At 38.6% G+C, this 22932-nt stretch carries 19 protein-coding genes; 8 read left to right on the top strand and 11 right to left on the bottom strand.

The genetic code is table 11. The features are described 5' to 3' along the window. The 9 genes from OA84_RS10375 to mutY form a co-directional block, all read right to left on the bottom strand. Positions 1–3387, bottom strand: coding sequence for a helicase-related protein (locus tag OA84_RS10375; protein WP_039346164.1), 3387 nt, complete (start codon positions 3385–3387; stop codon positions 1–3). Then, positions 3384–3584, bottom strand: a complete 201-nt coding sequence (locus OA84_RS10370; protein WP_039346162.1) for a helix-turn-helix domain-containing protein — start codon at positions 3582–3584, stop codon at positions 3384–3386. The genes OA84_RS10375 and OA84_RS10370 overlap by 4 nt, the downstream gene beginning before the upstream one ends. Before the next feature lie 322 nt (positions 3585–3906). Continuing rightward, positions 3907–4371, bottom strand: coding sequence for an immunoglobulin-like domain-containing protein (locus tag OA84_RS10365; protein ID WP_156965071.1), 465 nt, complete (start codon positions 4369–4371; stop codon positions 3907–3909). A 1-nt stretch (position 4372) separates the two neighbouring features. Continuing rightward, the gene (locus OA84_RS10360; RefSeq protein WP_039346159.1) at positions 4373–5071 is read right to left on the bottom strand and encodes a chymotrypsin family serine protease; all 699 of its coding nucleotides are present in this window, start codon (positions 5069–5071) and stop codon (positions 4373–4375) included. Positions 5072–5686: 615 nt separating this feature from the next. Beyond that, entirely contained in the window at positions 5687–7063 is a 1377-nt protein-coding gene (locus OA84_RS10355; RefSeq protein WP_039346157.1) for a peptidylprolyl isomerase, read from the bottom strand. Between the two features lie 65 nt (positions 7064–7128). Beyond that, positions 7129–8958, bottom strand: a complete 1830-nt coding sequence (locus OA84_RS10350; RefSeq protein WP_039346156.1) for a hypothetical protein — start codon at positions 8956–8958, stop codon at positions 7129–7131. Between the two features lie 90 nt (positions 8959–9048). After that, on the bottom strand, positions 9049–9969 hold the full coding sequence (locus tag OA84_RS10345; protein ID WP_039346154.1) for a PfkB family carbohydrate kinase: 921 nt from the start codon (positions 9967–9969) through the stop codon (positions 9049–9051). 22 nt (positions 9970–9991) lie between these two features. Further along, complete coding sequence (gene gldD, locus OA84_RS10340; RefSeq protein WP_039346152.1) at positions 9992–10546, bottom strand: gliding motility lipoprotein GldD; 555 nt, start codon at positions 10544–10546, stop codon at positions 9992–9994. Positions 10547–10608: 62 nt separating this feature from the next. Next, complete coding sequence (gene mutY, locus OA84_RS10335) at positions 10609–11658, bottom strand: A/G-specific adenine glycosylase (RefSeq protein WP_039346149.1); 1050 nt, start codon at positions 11656–11658, stop codon at positions 10609–10611. 46 nt (positions 11659–11704) lie between these two features. Here mutY and OA84_RS10330 point away from each other — a divergent pair, with 46 nt between their 5' ends. From OA84_RS10330 to azu, 8 genes are all read left to right on the top strand, one after another. Further along, positions 11705–11995, top strand: a complete 291-nt coding sequence (locus OA84_RS10330) for an HU family DNA-binding protein (RefSeq protein ID WP_039346147.1) — start codon at positions 11705–11707, stop codon at positions 11993–11995. Positions 11996–12390: 395 nt separating this feature from the next. After that, positions 12391–13950 carry an Rne/Rng family ribonuclease gene (locus OA84_RS10325; protein WP_039346144.1) on the top strand — a complete coding sequence of 520 codons (1560 nt, stop codon included), beginning with the start codon at positions 12391–12393 and terminating at the stop codon, positions 13948–13950. A gap of 108 nt (positions 13951–14058) precedes the next feature. Beyond that, the gene (locus OA84_RS10320; RefSeq protein WP_156965070.1) at positions 14059–14571 is read left to right on the top strand and encodes a hypothetical protein; all 513 of its coding nucleotides are present in this window, start codon (positions 14059–14061) and stop codon (positions 14569–14571) included. Positions 14572–14586: 15 nt separating this feature from the next. Further along, positions 14587–15156, top strand: coding sequence for a pentapeptide repeat-containing protein (locus OA84_RS10315; RefSeq protein WP_039346140.1), 570 nt, complete (start codon positions 14587–14589; stop codon positions 15154–15156). Positions 15157–15425: 269 nt separating this feature from the next. Further along, the gene (locus OA84_RS10310; protein ID WP_039346138.1) at positions 15426–16577 is read left to right on the top strand and encodes a vWA domain-containing protein; all 1152 of its coding nucleotides are present in this window, start codon (positions 15426–15428) and stop codon (positions 16575–16577) included. A 96-nt stretch (positions 16578–16673) separates the two neighbouring features. Beyond that, positions 16674–18125, top strand: coding sequence for a sigma 54-interacting transcriptional regulator (locus tag OA84_RS10305; RefSeq protein WP_039346136.1), 1452 nt, complete (start codon positions 16674–16676; stop codon positions 18123–18125). Positions 18126–18295: 170 nt separating this feature from the next. Further along, the gene (locus tag OA84_RS10300) at positions 18296–18616 is read left to right on the top strand and encodes a four-helix bundle copper-binding protein (protein ID WP_039346131.1); all 321 of its coding nucleotides are present in this window, start codon (positions 18296–18298) and stop codon (positions 18614–18616) included. A 158-nt stretch (positions 18617–18774) separates the two neighbouring features. Further along, the gene (gene azu, locus OA84_RS10295; RefSeq protein WP_233701846.1) at positions 18775–19275 is read left to right on the top strand and encodes an azurin; all 501 of its coding nucleotides are present in this window, start codon (positions 18775–18777) and stop codon (positions 19273–19275) included. Between the two features lie 79 nt (positions 19276–19354). Here azu and OA84_RS10290 read toward each other — a convergent pair whose 3' ends face one another. Together OA84_RS10290 and OA84_RS10285 are read right to left on the bottom strand one after the other, a co-directional pair. After that, positions 19355–21403: a M16 family metallopeptidase gene (locus OA84_RS10290; protein ID WP_039346126.1), complete on the bottom strand. Its 2049-nt coding sequence runs from the start codon at positions 21401–21403 to the stop codon at positions 19355–19357. Between the two features lie 6 nt (positions 21404–21409). After that, entirely contained in the window at positions 21410–22723 is a 1314-nt protein-coding gene (locus OA84_RS10285) for a M16 family metallopeptidase (RefSeq protein WP_039346123.1), read from the bottom strand. Positions 22724–22932 lie beyond the last annotated feature (209 nt).

The raw sequence follows: 22932 nt of genomic DNA, 5'->3' as shown, positions 1-22932 counted from the left end.
CTATGCTGTTACTAAAAACCAAGTGATTAAATCGAAATTGTCAAGTTGGAATTTTTCATCCACTTTGACGTTTTGTTTTACTCGGGATAAAGCGTCTTTATCTCCCTTTCTCAATTTTGATAAAAGGTCTTTTGCTTCCGTTCCCATTACTTTTTTGGTAGTGCCGTCTTCTTGTACTTGTTCTTCTGATGCTTGGCTATCTAGCCATGCTTTAATAGCACTCACCAATTCTTGAATGGCTGCATCATCGCCTTTATCTATCTCATCAGGTACAAAACGGTCTTTGTCCTTATGATGGGTTAAGGCATCCAACACGTCTTTTTGGTTAAGCAGAACCAATTTACCCTGTTTGTTGATGTATAGAAGGTCAAAAACTTTGTATTCGTGTTCTGGTGATTTTGCCGGACGAGCAGGATAGCCAAGCAAAGCAATCAAACCGTTTTCGGCACACAAAGAAGTGTCGGCTTTAAAGCCTGTATAAACGCCTTTAGGCATACGCAGATATTTGACTTTGTCTTTATTGAATTCTTCCAATAAATCTTGTCTGTACCGCTCCAAAGAAAGGTCGTCAAAGCCAAAGGTTTCATTGCCGTCCAAATCGTCAAAGGTAACCTGCATTTGCTCCATCATGCGGTTTTTCATGCGTTGGTCAAGTGATTCGTCATGAATCATTTCTTGAAAGGTTTCGGAGAATTTTTCATCTACTTCGGCACCTGCCAACTTCATGGCTGCCATGCGTTGTTCAATTCTTCCTTGTAGATTTAAGTAAGAGTTGATGTTGTTAGATGGCCAAAAATTGATGCCGAATATTTTATTGTTGGGGCTTCCTAAACGGTCAATCCGTCCCAATCGCTGAATGATTCTAACAGGATTCCAATGAATATCGTAATTGATAACCATGTCGGCATCTTGCAAATTCTGCCCTTCACTTAGTGCATCCGTGGCTATCAGAATATCAATTGGTTGTTGAATCTTAGCGTAGGTTTTCGGGTGGTTTTGTGCTACCCAAGAAATCCATTCGTGGTATGCTTCTGTTCCTTTTTTAGGTGTTTGAAAGTCCCATTCTTTCTCCATGTATAGTTTAGTATATGGAGCAAAGCGTTCTAGAATAGGTTCAAAGTTTTTGGTTTCTTCATCTGAATCACTGGTCTGCGAGCCGGAACCTGAAACCATTGCGAGTTTATCAAAACCACGACTTTTTAGTTGGTCAAAAAGATATTGAGCAGTATCACGATAAACTGTAAAGATGACCACTTTTGCGTTTCCATTGTTTTCACCTGTTGCCCTTTTCTTGTTGATTTCAGCAATCAGTGTTTGCAATTTATCGTCTGCTGAATTAAGATTTCCGGGACGGAGAGTTTCCTTGTCTATTTTGTTTTCAAACTTTTGGAGATTAATGAAAAGATTGTCGAGAGCATCCAAATCTTTCTTTAAATCCTTCTTGAAGTTCTCCAAGTTTCCTGATGCGTCAATATCAGAGAGATTAATCTTTCGTTTTTTACCTAAAGTGAGTTCTTCATAATCGTCCTGCAAATCATCATCATCAAAAAGGTTTTCATCCTTTTCATTTAGTTTGCTGTTGGCTTTGCCTTCCTGATAAGCTTTTATTTTGTCCAAAGCATTTTGGTGATGGTCTTTTATTTTTTCAACGGTAGAGTAGAAGGAATACCATGAAGATTCTAGTCGCTTAACCATCAAGATGTACATCATCTTCACCAAAAAGCGGTCTCTTTGTCTTTCGTCATGCAGTACGTCTTTTTCTTCTTCGTCTTCTTCTTCCAAATAAAAAGAAGGTTGGTAGCCCGAAAGCATCGGTGGGAAATGGTCAAACAATTCTTCGAAGGACTCAAAATTTCCTAGCTGACTCGGTGTAACAAATAGATTTAAAGGTTTTGTCTTTACTGGAAAGCTTAGTCCTATCTGCTGCCCTTCAATCATTTTTCGTGTACGAGCAACAATTAATGAATCGGTAAGTGTAAAAAAGTTGGCTGGTAGCTTTTTAATGAAATCACTTATTCTTGGGCTTGGTTCTTCCCGCCATTCATTGAATACCTTTTGGGCTGTTCGGAAAGTGTAATCCAAATTTCTGATGCCTAAGGTTTCTTCGTAACCACCAACATCACCCTGAACCATTAATTTGAATTGGTTTCGGATGTCATTTAGTGAATTGTTAATGGGTGTTGCTGATAGCAACAATACTTTTATATCTTCATTTTCTTTAAGAATCTGCTCAAGCAAAAATTTATACCGGTTTGATTTATCATTTCTAAGGTTGTGGCTTTCATCAATGACAATCAGTTTAGGTTTGTCGTTGGTAAAGTATTTGTCGGCACGGTCAACGTATTTTTCAACCCTGTCTTCGTGCATGTCTGTGTGAAAACGTAAGAAAAAATCAAATTGATCTTTCTCGAAGCGTGAATCCTGATGTTTTAAATATCTTCTCCAGTTGTGTTCAAGCTTCTTGGGACAAAGCAATAAAACTTCACGCCCCTGAAGTTGAAAGAATTTAATAACTGCAAGAGCACTCCATGTTTTACCCAAACCAACTGCATCAGCCAAAATAGCCCCGTTATACTTTTGAAGCATTCGAATCAAACTGAGCACACCTTTTTTCTGAAATTCATAAAGGGTGTTGAATACAACGGAATTTTCTAATCTTCCAATTTGCCTGTTAAAGTCAGGGTCGTTTTCTGTTTCTAAAAGTTGATTGCCGAATAATTCAAATAAAACTTTGTAGTATAGTTCTCTCGGAGTGTATTTGATGAAAATCCGTTCAATTTCATTTATCAAATATTGTTTGAAATCTATTTTCGTGTTAGTTCCGTCAGGTGAAACCAAAGTTTTTTCTATGTGTGCTTGCGGTCTTACCCACAAAGAATCAAACCATTCAACAAGTTCCTTGTATTGGTTATTGTTCCCCGTTTCGGCAATATTTAACTCAATGTTATTCGTGTGCTTTAGCCCAATTCCTGCTTCTGTAAGGTTTGAACTGCCTGAAATGAAGTACTTATTTCTATCGTCTTTTTTGTCAGGATTGAATAAGTAGCTCTTAGCATGGCAAAAATTTGGTTCTAACGTTTTAGCTACGACTTTGTCCTGCTTTAGAAAAATAACAGCTTCTTTTGATAAAGAACTTAATTTTAGAGAAGCTTCAATGCTAATGTTTTCATTTAGCAAGTCTAAAGGCCGCTGGTCTATAGAGTCAAAATTAACAATGTCACCAAGTACAAGCCTAAAGTCCGAAATTTTATCATTTACAGTTTTTGAAAGCCAAGCAAGAGCACCAATAGTAAAGTACCCGGTTACAATGTCCAGTTTCCCTTGTTCGGTGTAAGAGGCAATCCACTCGTGGACTTTTAAATTTTCATTTTCGTTATCTAATATCATTTGCTAGGCTTCTCTGTTTTGATTAATTCTTTTGGGTCGACTTCCAAAATCTTAGCAATTTCAAAAAGTACTTCAAGTCTTGGTTGCTGTCGGTTTTGTACATAGCCATTGACCATGTTGTAGCTTTTTCCAAGTCTTTCAGCCAACCAAGTTTGCTTAATACCCTTTTCTTCCAGTATTTCTTTTATTCTGTTCATGTCGACAATAAGTCAGGGAGCTAAAATAGCTTTTATATTTTGATTATATCGTTTTTCAAGATAAAAAGTGTTTGATAAATTGTCGCCCTGTCTGTCGGTGCGTTGGCAAAAAATGGCTCTTTTGGTTTTGAGAAGGGTCGGCTTATGTGTCGGGCAAAACCAAATGTGCCATTTGTGGGTCGGGTTTTTAGCATGTGCCCTAACGTTTTGCATATTGGCGATGGTGCGGCTTAAACGCGGAAATTTTCTTATTATTAACTAATCTTCGGAATATCTAAAATGGTTAAACCTGCGATTCCTCCGCACTATTGCCAATCCGATGTTATCTGTCGTTTTTTACATTAAACTCAATAGAACTTTCGTAAACTTTATTATTAGATTTAAACTTTTTAGTAATCTTATATTTTCCAATCTTTTGAATTGATTGTTGACTAAATAAAAGTTCCATTGTTAGAGATTTTTTTGGTAATAATTTATAACCAATATCGTTAATGAAAATATTATTTTCAACCTTAATCCAATTGTTATCTTTATAAATCTGCAATTCAAATTCTCTCCCAAAATATAGAGTTTCTGGTGTGTTATTTAATATTTCGAGATTAACAATGTTCTCTCTTTTTAGATTTTTCAAATTAAAATCACTAATATTTGACAGGCGAACACTATCTTCTAATTGTACTTTCTTTATGGAGTCAACAGAATTATTATGATTATTATGTATTGGTCTGTTTTGACAATTATTACAACTTAAAATCAATAACATAGAAGAAAAGGCAATTAAATTCATTTTATTTGTTGTAATAACGTGAAACATTTAATGCACTTAATGCACTTAATGCGAGATTTGCTTTAGTAAAATATCTTATACCTTCCTTTTCTCCTTTATGAATTCCAACAGTAAATCTTGTATTTGTACTGCTTACATAGGTATAAATAATTCCTCCGCTGTCCCCTGCTGCTGATTGGTAGTCTGCTGAAGTCAAGTTTGTAAAAGTTATTCCAAATTGTGGATCATAAACTGAAGCATCTGTGCTTAAAATATAGCCTGAAGAAGTATTAGTAAATGCGCCTCTAAGGTTCACTAAAGTACCTTTTCCTGGTAGACTCGTTGATGTTGATAGTAAATAGGTAGTATTACATATAGTATTGGTTGGTGTAAAACTGGAAATATTGTCTATTGGAATAAAAGCAGCGTCAACAGAACCAGATGTTACAGAATTTGTACAAGTTCCTATTACTGTAGTATCTTGATAATAAAGGTTCTGTCCTATAGGAAAAACATGTCCAGATGAAACCATTCCAATTTTCCCATCAGAATTTCTTTTGGCTCTAAAACTAAACGAACCGTAAGTTGTAGTTTTTTCCGCCATGCAACCGGGTTGTAAATCAAACTGATTTTTGAATTTCCCAACGGATTGTTTAAACCTAATTGATTTGTTATTATTTAAAACAAACTTTTTAAACTCTTTTTGTTTTATATCCGACATGTCTTCAAGCTCAACCTTAACTATATTCTCAGAATCTATTAAAGCATAGGCGTTAAAATTTTTTGATATTTATTAGAAGGATTCATCTTATAATCATTCAAACTAAACATTACATTTTTTAATTCTTTAAATGAATTTTTACAAGACTCAAAAATAACATTCTCATTGCCTATAATATCTGTTATATTTTTCTTAAACCTATTAAAAGTTTTAATTATTGCTAACTCTCAAATATACACAACTTTCCCGCTCCCTGAAAAAAAACTTTTCTCGTACAAACTCCAAAAAAAAATCTCCGCCGAAGCAGAGACTCATTTTTAATTTGAAGCGTTTAATTTCCGGATGTCGGTTTTAAAAGCGCAGTCTTAATAATAAAAGTCTTCGACGAGCTCAGACTGACTTTCTGATTTAATAATTATTGAATCAAATTCGCATCGATAATATGGCAACGCTTTCCAAAACTGAGAATGCAAAAAAATGCAATTATAACGGCAAAAAAATTTAAAAAAATCTTCGTCATTTGGCAAAGTCAGGCTGAGCTTGTCGAAACCTTAGAAGTTTACACAACGCCCTTGAAGCGGCAAAAAAAATCTCTGCCTTAGCAGAGATTCATTTTTAATTCGAAGCGTTTAATTTCCGGATGTCGGTTTTGAAAGTGCAGTCTTTATATCGGTCGTTGATGGAGATAAAAATGGTCGGCAGTTTTTCTTTCACCCATTTTTCCACCATTTCATTTTTCTTTTTGTTCAGCGCCATTTGCTTAATCCGGTCGTAATCCGTGGCAATGTCCAGCTGGTGAGCGGCGATAACATCGTCAACCTTTACAATGGTTACGGTTTTGCGGTCCTGTTGCGCGGTATCCTGAAAAACTTCGGTGATGTCACCTTTGTTCAAACCTGCAATCTGGTAAGAAATGGTCGGTGGCAAATTAAGTTTTTCAATTTTATCAGATCCGTCTTCCGGCGAGGTCATGATTCCTGCATTAAATTTCGTTTGCTTGTCATCAGAAAAACGGTATGCCGCATCTTTAAAGCTTAATTTCCCTTCGATAACCAAAGTTCTGATGCTGTCCAGCTCATTTTTCGCCGCCGCGATTTCTTCGTCGTTTGGTTCCGCTTTCAGAAGAATGTGGCGCGCGTCATAATTTTTACCGCTTTTTTTCACAAGCTGAATCAGGTGATACCCAAAATCAGATTCTACCGGCTCGGAAATTTCACCTTCCGCCAAATTCAGCGCTGCAGCTTCAAACTGTTTTACCATTTTTCCTTTCGAAATATTGGTGTACAAACCACCTTTCGAAGCAGAGCCCGGATCATCGGAATAAATTCTTGCCTGACTTTCAAAAGATTCACCTGCAAGAATGTCCTGTTTGATTTTATTCAGCTTTCCGATGATTTCATCTTTATGCGCGGTCGTCAGTTTTGGATACATGGTGATTTGCGAAAGTGAAACTTCATCTTTTACCGCCGGCAGCTGAAATTTGAACGTGTTGTAGAAGTCGGTTACCTCATTTGGTGTAACGTCGGCTTTTTCGGTAATTCTCGCAAATTTGCTCTGTCCGTAATAGTTGTCGGTATCAATTTTTTCGATGGCGTTTTTCATCTCGTACGAGGTACGGAATTTATATTGCGCCAACATTGCTTTTTCGTCCGGAAACTGCCCTAAAATCTGGTTGTATTTCTGGTTTGCATTTTCTTTCAGCATTGCAGAACGGTTTTCAATCAAGGTATCGCGTTTTGCTTCGTAGATCAAAAGTTTGTTGTTTACAATACTTTCCACGAAATCGCAGCGGTTCGGCACTGCGCCACCCTGCAGTTTTGCATAGTTCGCCTGCTCTGCGATATCAGATTCCAAAATAATTTCGTCACCAACCACCACAGCAATTCCGTCGACCAAATCACCCGCTTTCAACTTAGATTGCGCTTCGATTGTGATGCCGAAAAACAGCATCAGTACGGTGAGTAGAAAAATATTTTTAATGTTCTTGTTCATATCTAATTTTTAAGGACTTGCAAAATTATCATTCTAATCGAAATAATCTGCATTTTTTATTATAATTATTTCTTAAAGTTCTTCTCCAAATCCTTCATAAATTCGGGCTGAACGGAGATTTTCGTCTTCGCTTTCTGCGTTGCAATAATCTCATTCATTTTCTGCTCGTTCACTGCATCTTTTATTTCTTCAATTGCGTCCTGTTGAGACATTTGCTCCGGCGCCAAAATTTTATCAATTGCAATTACAAGCGTTCTTGCGCCAACTTCAGCCTTAAAAACTCCGGTTTTAAACGGAACTTTATATTTCGTGAAAACTTCGGCTTCTTTTGCCATTTCGCCCGTTTCGAAAGCAACTAAAATCTGCTTTTGATCGTTCAGCTTCCCACCGTATTTCGTTTTCATGGCTTCCCAGCCTTTCTGGGTTTTTATTTCTTTTGAAATTTCTTTTACCAGTTTTGGATCAGCAATGATGGCTACACGGCCGTCTGCCCTTTCGCCCCACATAAATTTACTCTTGTTCTGGTTGTAATATTCGGTGAGCCATTCCGGGTGTTTCGCGATTTCTTCGGAAAGATATTTGGTTAAAATAAAATCCGAATACAATCCTTTTTTAAATTCAGCCAGCTGCGCTTTTACTTCTTTTATTTCAATAAAATTCTGGCTGTAAATACGCAGTAAATCCTGAGAATTTACATTGGTTAAAGCTTCAGACCACATGGTGGGCGAAAGTTTTGCAGCTTCATCTTTTTTGTCGCCGAGCATTTTACGCAGATCTCCAACGGTAACTTTTTGCTTCTTATATTGGTATAAAATTTCAGAATCTTTAGCTGCGGCAAAGTTCGCATACGATTTTTTTACCTGCTGAAAGGCCGGAAATTCTTTAAATGTCGCATCGCTTTTCAGGTATTCAATCAGTTTATCCTGCACCAATTCCGCATACAGCGTACTGTTCATTTCGCGCAGTAAAAAAGCGCGGTTCTTTTCATTTAAAACATAAGGATCTACGCTGTACAGATTGAAAACGTAATAATTGTCGTTGTACAAAACCGGTTCCGGCGTATAATAACCTGCTTTCTGACCTTTGAAAAGTTCGTAAACTTCATTAGGTAAAGTTGGTGAACCCAGGATTACACCGCCGTTTTGCTTTTCATTTTCGTTCGCACCGTATAATTTAGCGACTTCCTGAAAACTTTTTCCGGCTTTTAAATCCGCATAAATTTTTTGCTGCAATTCGGCTGCATTTTCATTTTTTGGAAAAGTAATGGTTCCGAAAACCAAATAACCCAAACTTGGGCGCGAGTTCAGAACTTTAGCAAAACCAACGTAAGACGGCGTATCGAAAAATTTCGTGTAGGTATTGTTCGCGGCTGTTTTCACCTCGTTGTACATCAAATTATCGAGACTTCCGGGTTTGATGTAAAGCGCTTTTCCACTGCCCTGCGTGTATTTGGTAATGGCCTCTTCCATCGTCAGCTTTCCGGCTTTCACATCGTTGTAAACCTGCTGATAATTATTGGTGTCGCCAGCTTTTTTCTCTAAGATAAAAACCTGAACTTCCTTTTCGGTTTGGTTGTCTTTGATATAACCATTCAAAATCGGATCGATGACCTGAGATGGAAAGAAAAATTTGCTGCGTAATTCTGCCTCCTTTTCGGCCATTTTTTCCCGGAAACTTGCCAAAGTATCAGCTTTTTTCTCCGCTGCAAACTGCTGGAACAAATGGAAATTCTGGGTAGAAGCGATGGTTTTTTCAATTCCGGCATTTTCCAGGCCATATTTGTATTCGGTTTTAAACTGGTTCAGCGAAATACTGTCGTTCCCGATGATCATATATTGCGCAGAAAGCGTGCTGGCAAGACCAAACAGTGCAACGAAGCCAAAAAATTTATTCATATATTCTTTCTTAATTAAATGTAAAACAGAAAAAAATGCTGTTTTAGCAGGTAAAATTTATCTTTTAAAGATGCAGATTGTTGCGGAAGGTTAAACTTCAACTTCAAAAGCGGTTAATTCTTTAAAATCCTGGATTCTGGTTGTCATTTCACTTTGCGTAACTTCCTGCAGTCTGTCGGTCCCGAATTTTTCCACCGCGAATGACGCCATTGCAGAACCAACAATCAGTGCAGATTTCATGGTTTCAAAACTGAAGTTTTCTTTTTTCGCCAGATAAGCAGCAAATCCGCCTGCGAACGTGTCGCCCGCGCCGGTCGGATCAAAAACTTCTTCTAAAGGCAATGCCGGAATTGCGAAAATTTTGTCATCGCCGAAAAGCAAAGCGCCGTGCTCACCTTTTTTGATGATGACAAACTGTGGTCCCATTTTGTGGATTTTTTTCGCGGCTTTAACCAATGAATATTCGCCGGTTAATTGGCGCGCTTCTTCATCGTTAATCGTGATAACGTCGGTTTTACCGATTATTTTCACCAAAAGATCCCACGCGGTATCCATCCAGAAATTCATGGTGTCTAAAATCACCAATTTCGGTCGCGCTTCCATTTTTTCCAAAACTGAAAGTTGCACTCCGGGATGCAGATTTCCCAAAAGTAAAATCTCTGCGTCCTGCATCGACGCCGGAATTTTTGGTTCAAAGTTTTCCAAAACGTTGACTTCGGTAACCAAAGTGTCGCGGGAATTCAAATCGTTGTGATATTTTCCGCTCCAAAAGAAGGTTTTTCCGTCTTTTACGATTTCGAGTCCTTCAATGTTGATGCCGCGGTCGGTCAGCATATCAAGGTCTTTTTGCGGAAAATCGCCACCGACTACAGAAACAATGCCGGATTCTACATTCAATATGGAGGAAGTTAAGCTGATATACGTAGCGGCACCGCCCAAAATTTTATCGGTTTTACCAAATGGAGTTTCGATAGCATCGAAGGCAACAGAGCCCACAACTAATAATTTCATATAATTTCTTTTATTCTAATTTTTATTTCCACTCGAAAGTATCGATCAAGTGAAGTAAGTCTTTTTTAATATAATCTACCGCAGGCGCCAGAGAATCTGGTTTTGGCCGCGAATTGAAATAGAGATTTGCCGTAACGTAATGACGCGTAGAATCGGTAACGAAAAACTGCAGATTGCTCGCCGTAGGACCTTTCAGCTCATAAAAATTGCCGTACACCTTACGTTCCGGATAGCTGAAAGATTTGGTATCTATGGCGCTGGCTTTTATGGTATGTTCGTAAACCATTTTCTCGGATTCCTTCACGTGACGGTCGAAATCGTTTTTTATGGGAAAATAGGTCACAAAAACCTTGGCTTTCATCGCCGGATATTCTATATAATACCAGCACGGCTGTTTCGCGTCGCGCACAGTTGCAAAAGTCGAATAATCGAAAGAAAAATTGCATGGCGAGATGAAAGTCTGGTATTTAGCTTCCGGATATTCCAGCCGAAGTTCACCTGAAGGTTTTGGTTTTGGGTCTTCCGAACAGGAAAACAAAACGAATCCTAAAAAAGTGAAAATGAGTTTTTTAAACATTGCGCAAAAATACGAATTACTTTTAATTTAAAGTATCATATATGGAGTGTTTTGGGGAAAATTTAAACCATTTCCGTTTGCGGAAATATGCTTTCTAAAAAATTCTGCAATGGTTTCGGGAAAGATTTTTGCCGGGCTTGTTCCGCTGAAAATAAAAAATATCCTTCTTTAGCGGCAAATTTTTGTAAAATCTGCAAAGACGGAAGTTTTACATGGTCGAAAATTATCATGAGATTTTTGTGCGTCAGTTTATGCGAAACCCTTTTTTGGTTAATGACAAATTCTGCCCATTCAACGGGTGTTTTTTCCGGAAATTCATAAAGTTTTTTCCAGATAAAATCTTCTTTTCTTTGGCGTACCAAAAAAATTCCGTTGAATTCCACGAAAGAATATTTCAGTTCCAAATCTGTAGCTTTTGTCTTTTTGGTTTTCACCGGAAAATCCTGCACTTTTCCAAACTGAAATGCGAGACAGTCATCATTTAAAGGACAGCTTTCGCAGAGCGGATTTTTCGGTTTGCAAATGGCGGAACCCAAATCCATCATCGCTTCATTAAAATGACCGGCTTCGCCTTCGGGCATCATTTGCAAAGCAAGCGCGGAAAAATAGCCGAAGGCTTTTGAACTCGAAATATCGAAATCATCCGCAAAAATTCGCGACAAAACGCGGTAAAAATTGCCGTCTACCGCCGGAATGTTTTCACCGAAACAAATACTGGAAATCGCGGCTGCCGTGTACTTCCCCACGCCTTTCAGGCTTAAAATATCTTCATATTTTTCGGGAAAATTACCCTGAAAAGCCGTTAAAATTTGTTGCGCCGCGTGGTGTAAATTCAAAGCGCGTGAATAGTAACCTAAACCTTTCCAATATAATAGCACTTCGTCGGTGGACGCCGCTGCTAAAGTCTGCACATCGGGAAATCTTTGGATGAAACGGTTGTAGTGATTTAAACCCTGTTCGATGCGGGTTTGCTGAAAAATGATTTCACAGATCCAGATTTTGTATGGATCGTTGGTTTTTCGAAATGGCAAATCGCGTCCGTGGATGTGATACCAGCCAAGCAGGTTGCGACCAACGTGAAGAAAATCAGCATTTTGTTTTTTTGTTTTCAAAAATAGTTATTATATTTGCACACCAAAAATATAAATAAATAAAGGAATGACAAAGGCAGAATTGGTGAATACCATATCAAATAAATTGGGGACTGAAAAGAATGAAACACAGAAGGTTATAGAAGCTTTTATGCAGGAGATCAGAACATCAATGTACAATGGGGACAATGTTTATTTAAGAGGTTTTGGATCATTCATCATTAAAACCAGAGCTGCGAAGACCGGAAGAAACATTTCTAAGAACACAGCAATCGAAATTCCTGCACACAATATACCGGCTTTCAAACCTTCAAAAACCTTTGTAGAGAAAGTAAAAACGAAAGTTGCAGTAAAATAGTCTTTATAATACGAACTCAACAATTAACAAAAGAAATATACGTTACAAACCTAAAAAATTAAATTATGCCAAGCGGAAAGAAAAGAAAAAGACATAAGGTTGCGACCCACAAAAGAAAGAAAAGAAGAAGAGCAAACAGACACAAGAAAAAATAATCTCTTTGCGATTTACAATATATTAATATAGTTGGTGTTTTTATTCGTATAAATTTCACCGACTATATTTTTGTTTTTATCCAGCGGTAAACGGCGAATATTTAGTATTTTTACGACGGATTTTTGCTTTTCCTTACCCAAAAACAAAAGAAAACACATCTATTAAAAAAATTGAGTGATTTTGTTTTGAATTTTCGAAATGAAAGTTATCCTCAATTATTTTAATCACTACCAAACAGAATGAAAAAAGAACTGATAATATCACATGAAGGTACGCAGTCCAAAATAGCTCTGCTCGAAGACGGCCGCCTCTTTGAACTTCACGAAGAGGAAGACAAAAGAGATTTCGTGGTGGGCGACCTGTTTATCGGTAAAGTAAAAAAACTGGCTCCGAACCTTAATTCGGCATTTGTAAGCATCGGTTATGAAAAAGATGCTTTTCTGCACTATCAGGATCTCGGCCCGCAATTTCTCACCTACAAAAAATTTCTTCACGATACCGTTTCGAAAAAACAGCAGACTTCTTCGCTGAAAAATTTCGAAGTTCAAAAGGAAATTCCTAAAAACGGAATTATCGAAAAAGTTCTGGCTAAAGACGACAGCGTAATCCTGCAAATCACCAAAGAACCAATTTCCACTAAAGGTCCGCGGATTTCAACACAAATTTCCCTTACCGGAAGATTTCTGGTTTTAATTCCGTTCGACAAAAGTGTTTCTATTTCGAAAAAAATAGGTAGCGGCGAAGAAAAAGAAAGACTCCGTACGCTGATTGAAAGCATTAAACCCGAAGGTTTCGGCGTAATTATAAGAACCGTAGCCGAAGGCAAAAAAGTAGCAGAACTCCACAACGACATGAATCAGCTGATTCAGAAATGGGAAACTGCTTTTAAAAATCTGCAGAAAAACAAGGTTCCAAGCAAGGTTTTAAGCGAAGAAGATAAAGCTTCGTCCATTTTACGCGATAATTTCAATGCCGATTTTGTAAACATCTACTGCGACGACGAGCAAATGGTGGACGATATGCGCAATTATCTTGAAGTCATTGCACCGGAACGCAAGAATATCGTGCAGTTTTACGATAAACCAATTCCTTTGATGGAATATTATAACGTGGAAAAACAGCTGAAACAGAGTTTCGGTAAACACGTAAATATTCCGAGCTCCAAAGGCGCTTATTTGGTTATTGAACATACCGAAGCTTTGCACGTCATCGATGTAAATTCCGGAAATAACCTTTCCGGCGGCGGCGCATCTAGCAAAGAACACGCACTGAACGTCAATAAAATGGCGGCGACAGAAATCGCGCGTCAGCTGCGTTTACGCGACATGGGCGGAATTATCGTCGTAGATTTTATCGACATGATCAACCCGGATCACCGCCGCGACCTCTACGAACATTTTAAAACCGAAATGCAGCGCGATAAAGCAAGACACAAAATCTTGCCTCCGAGCAAATTTGGTCTCATTCAACTTACACGCCAACGTACACGCCCGGAAAAGCAGATTAAAACCAAAGAAGACAACCCGAACATTGACGGTGAAATCTTAGCACCAATTGTGGTGGTAGAAAGAATGGAAGAAGTGATTAGAAACCTTATTCAAACCGAAAAAGGCAAGGTTTTCCTTCATGTTCACCCGTTTGTGGAAGCTTATTTAACCAAAGGAATGATGAGCATCCAGATGAAATGGTACCTGAAATACAAAAAATGGGTCACCATCATCCCACGCGATTCCTTTAAATATTTAGAATACAAAATGGTGAATTCTAAAAAAGAAGAACTGATGAGCTATTCCAATTAAAATAGCAAATCATAAAAAAGCACAGCTTCCGAATTATGTTCGGAAGTTTTTTTTTGGCTTTATTTGGGCAAATTTTTATTACATTTATAAATCACAAAAATTACCGCTATGAAGACCAAATTTTCCATTTTGCTATTTCTATTTTCATTCATGATGATCAATGCGCAAAGCTTTGAAAAACTTCTGTTTTCGAAAAAAGATATTCCAACAGTTATTATCAATGGAAATATTATCGCCAATCAGGAAGTTTCAACATCGATTCCGAAAGCGAAAATTAAAAGCATCGCAGTGAAAAAAGCGGCTGAAAACGCTATTAATTTTTCCAATTTAAGCGAATACGGTTTTATTCTTTTCACCGTTGAAAATCCTGAAATTGAAGTGAAAAGCCAGGAAGAAATTCGGAAATTTTTCGGCGTAGACGCAAAAACTAAAATTTATGTGGATGGATTTTTGGTGGATAATGATGACATGAAAATTGCCTCAAAAGCCATCAAGGAAGTGGAAATCATCAGCCCGAATGAGCGCGACCTTCTCGCTGAAAAAATTATCAATATCTGGACTTTGGAAAAAGACAGCCGTTTAGCGGGAAAAAATTCAGGTCTAATTAAAATCAACAAATAAAGTTCAGAAATTTAAATGTCTTCATTCCTCGACCAAACTTTTACCAAAATCAATTTTGCTGAAAATCCTTTAATTCATCAGGAATACGAAAATTGTATCTTCCAAAACTGCAATTTCAGCGAAGCAAACCTTTCGGAATTTAAGTTTATCGATTGTGAGTTTATCGATTGTAACCTGAGTTTAGCGAAACTTAACGGAACTGTTTTCCGCGGAATCCTGTTCAAAGACTGCAAGATGCTTGGTCTGCAGTTCGATAACTGTAACGATTTCGGACTCAGCTTTTCATTTGACAATTGCCAGCTGAACCATTCTTCTTTTTTCCAGCTGAAAATCCGAAAAACAGTTTTTGTAAAATGTCAGCTTCGCGAAGTTGATTTTTCGGAAGCTGATCTCACTTCCTCGATTTTTGCGGACTGTGATTTAACGCAAGCTGTTTTCAACCAAACCAATCTTGAAAAAGCAGATTTCCGTACTGCTTTTAATTATACTTTCGATCCGGAAAAAAACCGCCTTAAAGCAGCAAAATTTTCCGCCGCGGGAATTTCCGGGCTTATACAGAAATATCGGATTATAATCGAAGATTAGTTTAAATTCATTAAAAAAATTCCGGGCTAATTCGCCCTTTTTTTTGATTTTTAAAATTCCTCACTTCTCTTATCGTTTTTTGCTCTCACCATCATTTAAAAATGGAATTGATTAGGCATTTTCTTGGACTTATATTTGCTGCTATGGAACAGGTTTTAAATGGTGAAAACGGAAAAATTCCTGCTTAAAACGGCATATTTTTCCGGTTTAGCTTTAAAACCGTTTTATGATACATTTCGTATTTATAAAAAAACAGAAAGTGAGAGAAAATGGAAAAGAGGAAAAACAGCGATTTTAATTTCGAAAAAGGTTTTACGTTCAGTAAGCACGTTCCGGAAGAAATTTCGCATTTCGACCGGGTTTTTGATGTTTTTAAGGATCTTCTCACGCATACTTCCGGTGATATAGAAGAAGCTTTTGAATGGCTGGACATGCTCGATAAAGAATACGACATCTTCACTGATGAATATACGCTGGAAGATTTTGAAGAAGACCTGAAAAAGCGCGGCTACATCAAAGAGGAAACCGACGATAAAGACGGAAATACCGGCACAGGAAAAGGTAAAAACATTTTAACTGCGAAACTGGAGGCGGCTTTGCGCGAATTTGCTTTAGACCAAATTTTCGGCAAGCTGAAAAAGTCCGGCATCGGTAATCACAATACCAAAAAAGCCGGCATTGGCGATGAGCGCGACGGTGAAAACCGAAATTTTCAGTACGGTGATGATCTTGCGACTATCAACATGACCGAAAGTTTGAAAAACGCCCAAATCAATAACGGAATTTCAGATTTGCGCCTGACGGAAGACGATCTTATCGTTGAAGAAACCAAACATAAAGCGCAAATGAGCACCGTGCTGATGATCGACATCAGCCACTCGATGATTTTATACGGCGAAGACCGCATTACGCCGGCGAAAAAAGTCGCCATGGCGCTTGTGGAGCTCATCAACAGAAAATATCCGAAAGATTCTATCGACATTATTGTTTTCGGAAATGAAGCCTGGCCGATAAAGGTGAAAGATTTGCCGTATTTGCAGGTCGGTCCGTATCATACGAATACCGTTGCCGGTCTGGAACTCGCAATGGATATTCTGCGCCGAAAGAGAAATACCAACAAGCAAATCTTCATGATTACAGACGGAAAACCGAGTTGTATTACCTTGCCTACAGGCGAATTTTATATGAACAGCGTTGGTCTTGACGAAAAAATTGTGGCGCAATGTTTAACCAAAGCTGCGCAGGCAAGAAAACTGAAAATCCCGATTACGACTTTTATGATTGCGCAAGACCCGTATTTGCGGAAATTTGTAGAAGCCTTTACGGCAATGAATAAAGGCAAAGCTTTTCTCACCGGACTGTCAGGCTTAGGACAAATGATTTTTGAAGATTACGAAAAAAACAGAATTAAGAGAATTTAAATAAGGAGGGAGGATGAAGGAATGATGTTTAATTATTAATTGTTAATTGCTAATTGTTCCCTGACATCTGATTACTGATTACTGACAACTAAATTTATGAACGATACAACATTTAAAGATTTAAAAGAATCCGGATACCGTCAGAAGACGATTAACCAGGAAATTCAGGAGAATTTAATAGCAAGAATTAAAGCAAAAGAACCGGTTTTCGAAGGACTTTGGGGCTACGAAGACACAGTGATTCCCCAGCTTAAAAAAGCGATCTTGGCCGGACATCACATCAATTTACTCGGACTTCGCGGTCAGGCAAAGACCAAAATCGCGCGCAGCATGGTAAATCTCCTCGATGAATATATGCCGATTGTAAAAGGTTCTGAAATTAATGACAGTCCCTTTGACCCGATTTCAAAATTTGCGCGAGATGTGATTGAAGAAAAAGGTGATGATACGCCGATTTCCTGGGTGCACCGCGACAACCGTTTTTTTGAAAAACTGGCGACGCCGGACGTAAATGTTGCGGATTTAATTGGCGACATCGATCCGATAAAAGCCGCAACTTTGAAACTTCCCTACTCCGATGAGCGCGTTTTGCATTACGGAATGATTCCGCGTGCAAACCGCTGTATTTTCGTGTTGAATGAATTACCGGATTTACAGGCGAGAATTCAGGTTTCTTTGTTCAATATCCTGCAGGAAGGTGATGTGCAGATCCGTGGTTTTCAGCTTCGGATGCCATTGGATATTCAGTTTATTTTCACCGCGAATCCGGAAGATTACACGAACCGCGGAAGTATTGTAACACCGTTGAAAGACAGAATTGGTTCCCAGATTTTTACACATTATCCAAAAACAATCGCGCTCGCTCGGGAAATCACTGAGCAGGAAGCCCGGATCTCCACCGAAGATAAAGAAAGCATTCAGATTCCGGATCTTGCTAAAGATTTGCTGGAAGAAGTTGCATTTGCAGCGCGGAACAGCGAATATGTAGATGCAAAAAGCGGCGTAAGTGCACGGCTTACCATCAGCGCGATGGAAAATCTAATCGCTGCTGCAAAACTTCGCCTTATCGAATCAGGTGAAAACAAAACATCAATTCGCTTGATGGATTTCATGTCTATAATTCCATCGATCACCGGGAAAATTGAGTTGGTGTACGAAGGCGAACAGGAAGGCGCTGACCACGTTGCAAAACTATTGATCGATCAGGCGGTGATGACGCAGTTTGAAATGATCTTCCCTAGAATACCTAAACTGGAAAAAGATGGCGTGAAAACCGCGTATACGGATTTGATACAGTGGTTTAACCAAAAATCAATTCAGCTGAACTACAGCGATTCGGACAATGAGCTGAACCGAAAACTGGACAGCATCAACCCTTTAAATGAAATTATTTCGGAATATGCCAAAGAACTGGAAACCGAAGATCAGAAGTTCTGCAAAGAACTGGTTTTATGGGCTTTAACCATCAGCAAAAAACTCGATAAATCTGAAAGTGAAAACACTTTCACTTTTGATGGCGCCGGCATCGGGCATTACTTCCGGAATTAAGCAGCTTTCAATTTAACAATTAAAAAATACCCGGAAAAAGCAGGAAAAATTTGACTTTTAAAATTTAAAATGCAAGCCGGCAATGAAAATTGCTAAAATCAAAAAAAAGGCAAGAAAAGCAGCTAAAAAATATTTTTGTAATTTTAAGTTAATCTTTTAAACACACTATTATGAAAAATCAGAGTTTAATTAATGCTTTAAATGAATGTGTGGCAGCCTGCAATAATTGCGCAAGCGCCTGCTTAGCCGAAGATGATGTAAGGATGATGGCGCGTTGCATTCAGACGGATATTGTTTGTGCCGAAATATGTAGTGCAACCGCAAAAGTGGTCACTTTCGAATCATCTGTATCGAAAGAAATGGTCGATTTATGCCGGAAAATCTGTGGAGAATGCGCGGCAGAATGTGAAAAACACGATATGGAACATTGCCGCTATTGTGCTGAGATTTGCCGCAAATGTGAAGAAGCCTGCGGCGCTTATGCGGCGTAAGCAATCAAGACAAAACAGAAAAAAAGCCTTATTTCAGGCGGAAAAAATAATATAGGATAAATTTATCCTAATTAATTGCCCAAAAGTTTTTATCTTCAAAACAATATTTCTAACTTTGCTTAAAATTAAAATAAATGAAACGTTTACCATTAAAAACAATGTTTGTTGCCGTCGCTTTAAGCGGGGCTTTGTTTACCTCTTGTAGTGATAAAAAGGATACTGCGGTAACCACAGAAACTACAGCTGCACCGGAAGCGGCTGTTGAAGACGAAGCTGCAAAGCAGGACACTATTAAAATTACTTTAAATGCCAATGACAAAATGCAGTTCGACCAAACTGAACTTAATGTTTACGCTGGACAAACTGTAGAATTAACATTGAACCACACGGGTACAATGCCGAAAGAAGCAATGGGTCACAACTTTACCCTTTTGGCAAACGGCACTGATATGGCAAAATTTGGAGAAGAGGCTGCTAAGAATAAAGAGAACGACTATTTGCCAACAGACATGAGTTCTGTGCTTGCACACACCGATTTGATTGGTGGCGGAGAATCGACAACAATCACTTTTGCGGCTCCGGAAAAAGGTACTTATGATTTCCTTTGTTCTTTCCCAGGTCACTACTCTATTATGAAAGGTAAGTTTAACGTGAAATAAAAAAGTTCACATCATCTGAATAATAAAAAAAAACGGCACTAAAGTGCCGTTTTTTTCATTTAATTCAACTTAAAAAATACTATTTAAAATCTTCAGGTTTTGATTTGTTAAGCTCGTAAGATTTTACATCCAGCTGCATGTCCTGCCCCATTTGGTTTACTTTGATGGTAAACGGCAACTTCACGCCGTCAACCTCTTTGTAATTAGAATAGTATGTAGGGATTTCAACTTCTTTACCCTGCATTTTCTGCTTTTTGATTTCAGCTACTTTTAAACCGGTTTTAACGTCGTAATAGTAAGTTGCATCTGCGGTTTTCACTGCATAAGCATCTTCACCACTAATTTTTTCAATACCGGCTAATGTGTAATCTTTCGAAGTTCCAAAAGTCAATTCGGGGAAAAGATTTTTCTCTTTTGCGTAAGTTGCCGCCATTTCTGCTGGCATATCCATTTTATTTCCCTGTGCCGACATGCTGCCTTTCGTTCCGTCGAAAGTAATTTTCTGCACGGTGTTTCCCATCATAGAAACTTCCATATTCATTTTTCCGCCAAGTGCCTGGGTATTTTTAATTCCCAATTCCATTCCCTGCATTTTGGTTGAAGAATTTGAAGAGATAGAAGTCACTTTTGAAACTTTGTCTTTACCGCCGATTGCTGTTAAATATTTATCAGCAACGCTGGCAACCGTTACATTTGCGTCAGCTTTTTTTACTTCAGGTTTTGATGTGGGATTTCCGTATTTATCGAAATATTTCACCGGATAACCCAAAGTATCTAACTGATCTGCAAACTGGCTCGCTTTTCCTGCCACAAATATTCTCATATTATTTGGCTTGATGAAGCTGTCTGAAGCTTTTTGAACCTGCTCAACGGTCAATGCGTCGACGGATTTCAAATAATTGGTATAAAAATCTTTCGGTAAATCCTGAGTAATCAGGTTTAAGGCAAAACGCGCCACGGTTTCCGGTCTTTCAAGGGAAAGAATGAAAGAACCTTTCAGTTTTTCTTTTGCGTTGCGCAATTCTTCCGGTTTAATGGTTTTAATTCCGTTAATTTCCGTCATGAATTCTTTAATGGCTTTGTCAGTAACTTCACCGCGTACATTGGCTGTTCCACCAAAACTTGAATCATATTTCGATGTATCCAAAGAAGTATAAGCGCCGTAGGTAAATCCGTTTTTCTCGCGAAGATTCATGTTCACACGGGTTTCCAAACTTCCGCCACCCAAAATATAATTCGCCGTTGTAGCAGCAAAATATTGTGGATCTTTCATTTTCAAATTGTGCAGATCACCCAGAAGAACTACGGACTGCGCTGCAGTTGGCACATCTACAACATCGATTTCTGTTTTCGCAACATTAGCGAAATCTGGCATCGCCGGATATTTATAATCCGATTTTTTCCAGCTGCTGAAGGCGTTTTCTATCATTTTCTTTACCTCAGCATATTTCACATCACCGATGACAACTAAATAAGCGTTGTTAGGCGCGTAAGATTTCTTGTAGTAATCCTGAACATCAGCTAAAGTAATTGCGTTCAAGGTTTCTTCAGTTTCAAACTCGCCTTTCGCTGTATTTTTTCCGTAAGTTAAAACATTGAAAACGCGGTTTCCGATCGCCTGTGCGCTCAGCTCACTGGATTTCAAACCTGCAATTCCTCTTTCTTTGGATTTACTTAATTCTTCAGCAGAAAATTTTGGGTCAATGACTCCAGACGCAAAAAGCGACAAGATTTCCGGGTAATATTTTGAAAGCGTGTTTGCGCTCGCACCGTTTGGTCCATAATTAATGGAAGCACCTAAGAAATCTACTTTTTTGTTGAAGTCGTCTTTGGAAATTTTTGAAGTTCCGCTTCCCAACAAATCCGCCATAATTCCGCTTACACCGGCTTTATTTCCTTCTACCATCGGTGGATGATCGAAAGTTAAAGTGGTGTTTACGCGTGGTAATTTATGATCTTCCACCACCATTACCGTCAAACCGTTTTTCAGTTTGAAAGATTGTGGTTTCGCGATATTTACAGTCGGCGTCGGTCCCGGCGTCGGCATTTTATTCAGGTCGATCGTCTGTGCGCTCAGAAAGCCAGAAACAAAAAATACGGCCGCAATACTATATAATGATTTTTTCATTTTCGTTTATTTTTTTTCTGGTAAATAGTTAATAATAACGCGCTGGTTGCTGTTCAAATATTTTTTCGCAGCTTCGCGAATATCTTCACGCGTAATGTTTCGGTAAATATCAATTTCTTTGTTGATAAGGTTCGTGTCGCCTTTTAATACGTGCGCTGTGGCGAGTGAGCTCGCTATTCCCTGAATACTTGAATTTGCATTTACAAACTGATTTTCAAATTGGTTTTGAAGTTTCTGGAAATCCTCTTCGCTGATGAGTGTCGTCTGCAATTTTTTCACTTCAGCATCGATGTCTGCTCGCAGAGTAGCTTCAGTGGTAGTTCCCAACGGAATTGCAAAAAATGCAAAAACACTGTAATCTTCCTGACCAAGATTTATTGCCTGCACCTGCAGCGCCTTTTTATCCTGATCGACCAGTTTTTTGTAAAGTACAGAGGATTTTCCGTTGCTTAAATAAGACGAAATCATATCTAAAACTTTAGAATCGCGTGTTTTATCACCCGGAGTTCTGTACGTGTAAAGATAAGCCGGCAACTGAATATTCGGATCGGTGTAAGTCATTACCGTTTCCTGCGTAATCGGATCTTCTTTCGGCAAATTTCTTACAACCGGCGCACCTTTCGGAATTCCCGCAAAATAAGCGTCAATTAATTTCTTCGCTTCAGCGGTTTTAAAATCTCCGGCAACGACCAAAGTGGCGTTGTTCGGCACGTAATATTTTTTAAAGAAAGTCAAAAATTCTTCCAGTTTCGCAGAATCCAGATCTTCCATTTCACCAATCGTGGTGTTTTTGTACGGATGTTTTTTAAACAGGCCGGTTTTTATGGCTTTCATGATGTTTCCGTATGGCTGGTTGTCCACACGCATCCGTTTTTCCTCTTTCACCACCTCATTTTGCGTATCAACACCAATTTGGTTAATCACCGGATGTCTCAATCTTTCGGATTCCATCCACAAACCGAGTTGCAGGTTGTTTGACGGGAAAGTTTCGTAATAATACGTGCGGTCGTCAGTCGTGTTCGCGTTGTTCGAACCGCCATTCGCTCCTACGATTTTCATCCATTCACCACGTTTGATGTTCGGCGTACCTTCAAAAAGCAAATGCTCAAAAAAGTGCGCGAAACCTGTACGGTTCGCGATTTCATCTTTAGCACCCACGTGGTACATCACCGCGGTGGTAACTACAGGCGCTTTATTATCCTGGTGCAGAATCACATGCATGCCGTTGGGCAAATCATATTCTTCAAACTTAATTTCCTGAGCCTGTGACAAAACTCCCAAAAGCAGGAGGCCAAAAGCTGAAAAAGATTTTTTTATCATAATATTATATTAATTCTATCATTAATAAGTAGTGCATTTGTCGTAATCGTTACACAATTTATAAAGAATTCTGCAAGCTGCCGCGAGGTTTGCAGAAAAAGTTGCTAAAAGGGAAAATTTGCTCTTTTAGCGCCATATTTTTTTGGGCGCCTTTTTCCGTCTTCCACTCCCTCCCGATTTTACATCGGGATCCGTTCAAGCCGGGGCGC

The sequence above is a fragment of the Kaistella solincola genome, assembly GCF_000812875.1.
Lineage (GTDB): Bacteria > Bacteroidota > Bacteroidia > Flavobacteriales > Weeksellaceae > Kaistella > Kaistella solincola.
This window is presented reverse-complemented; position numbering and strand designations above follow the sequence as displayed.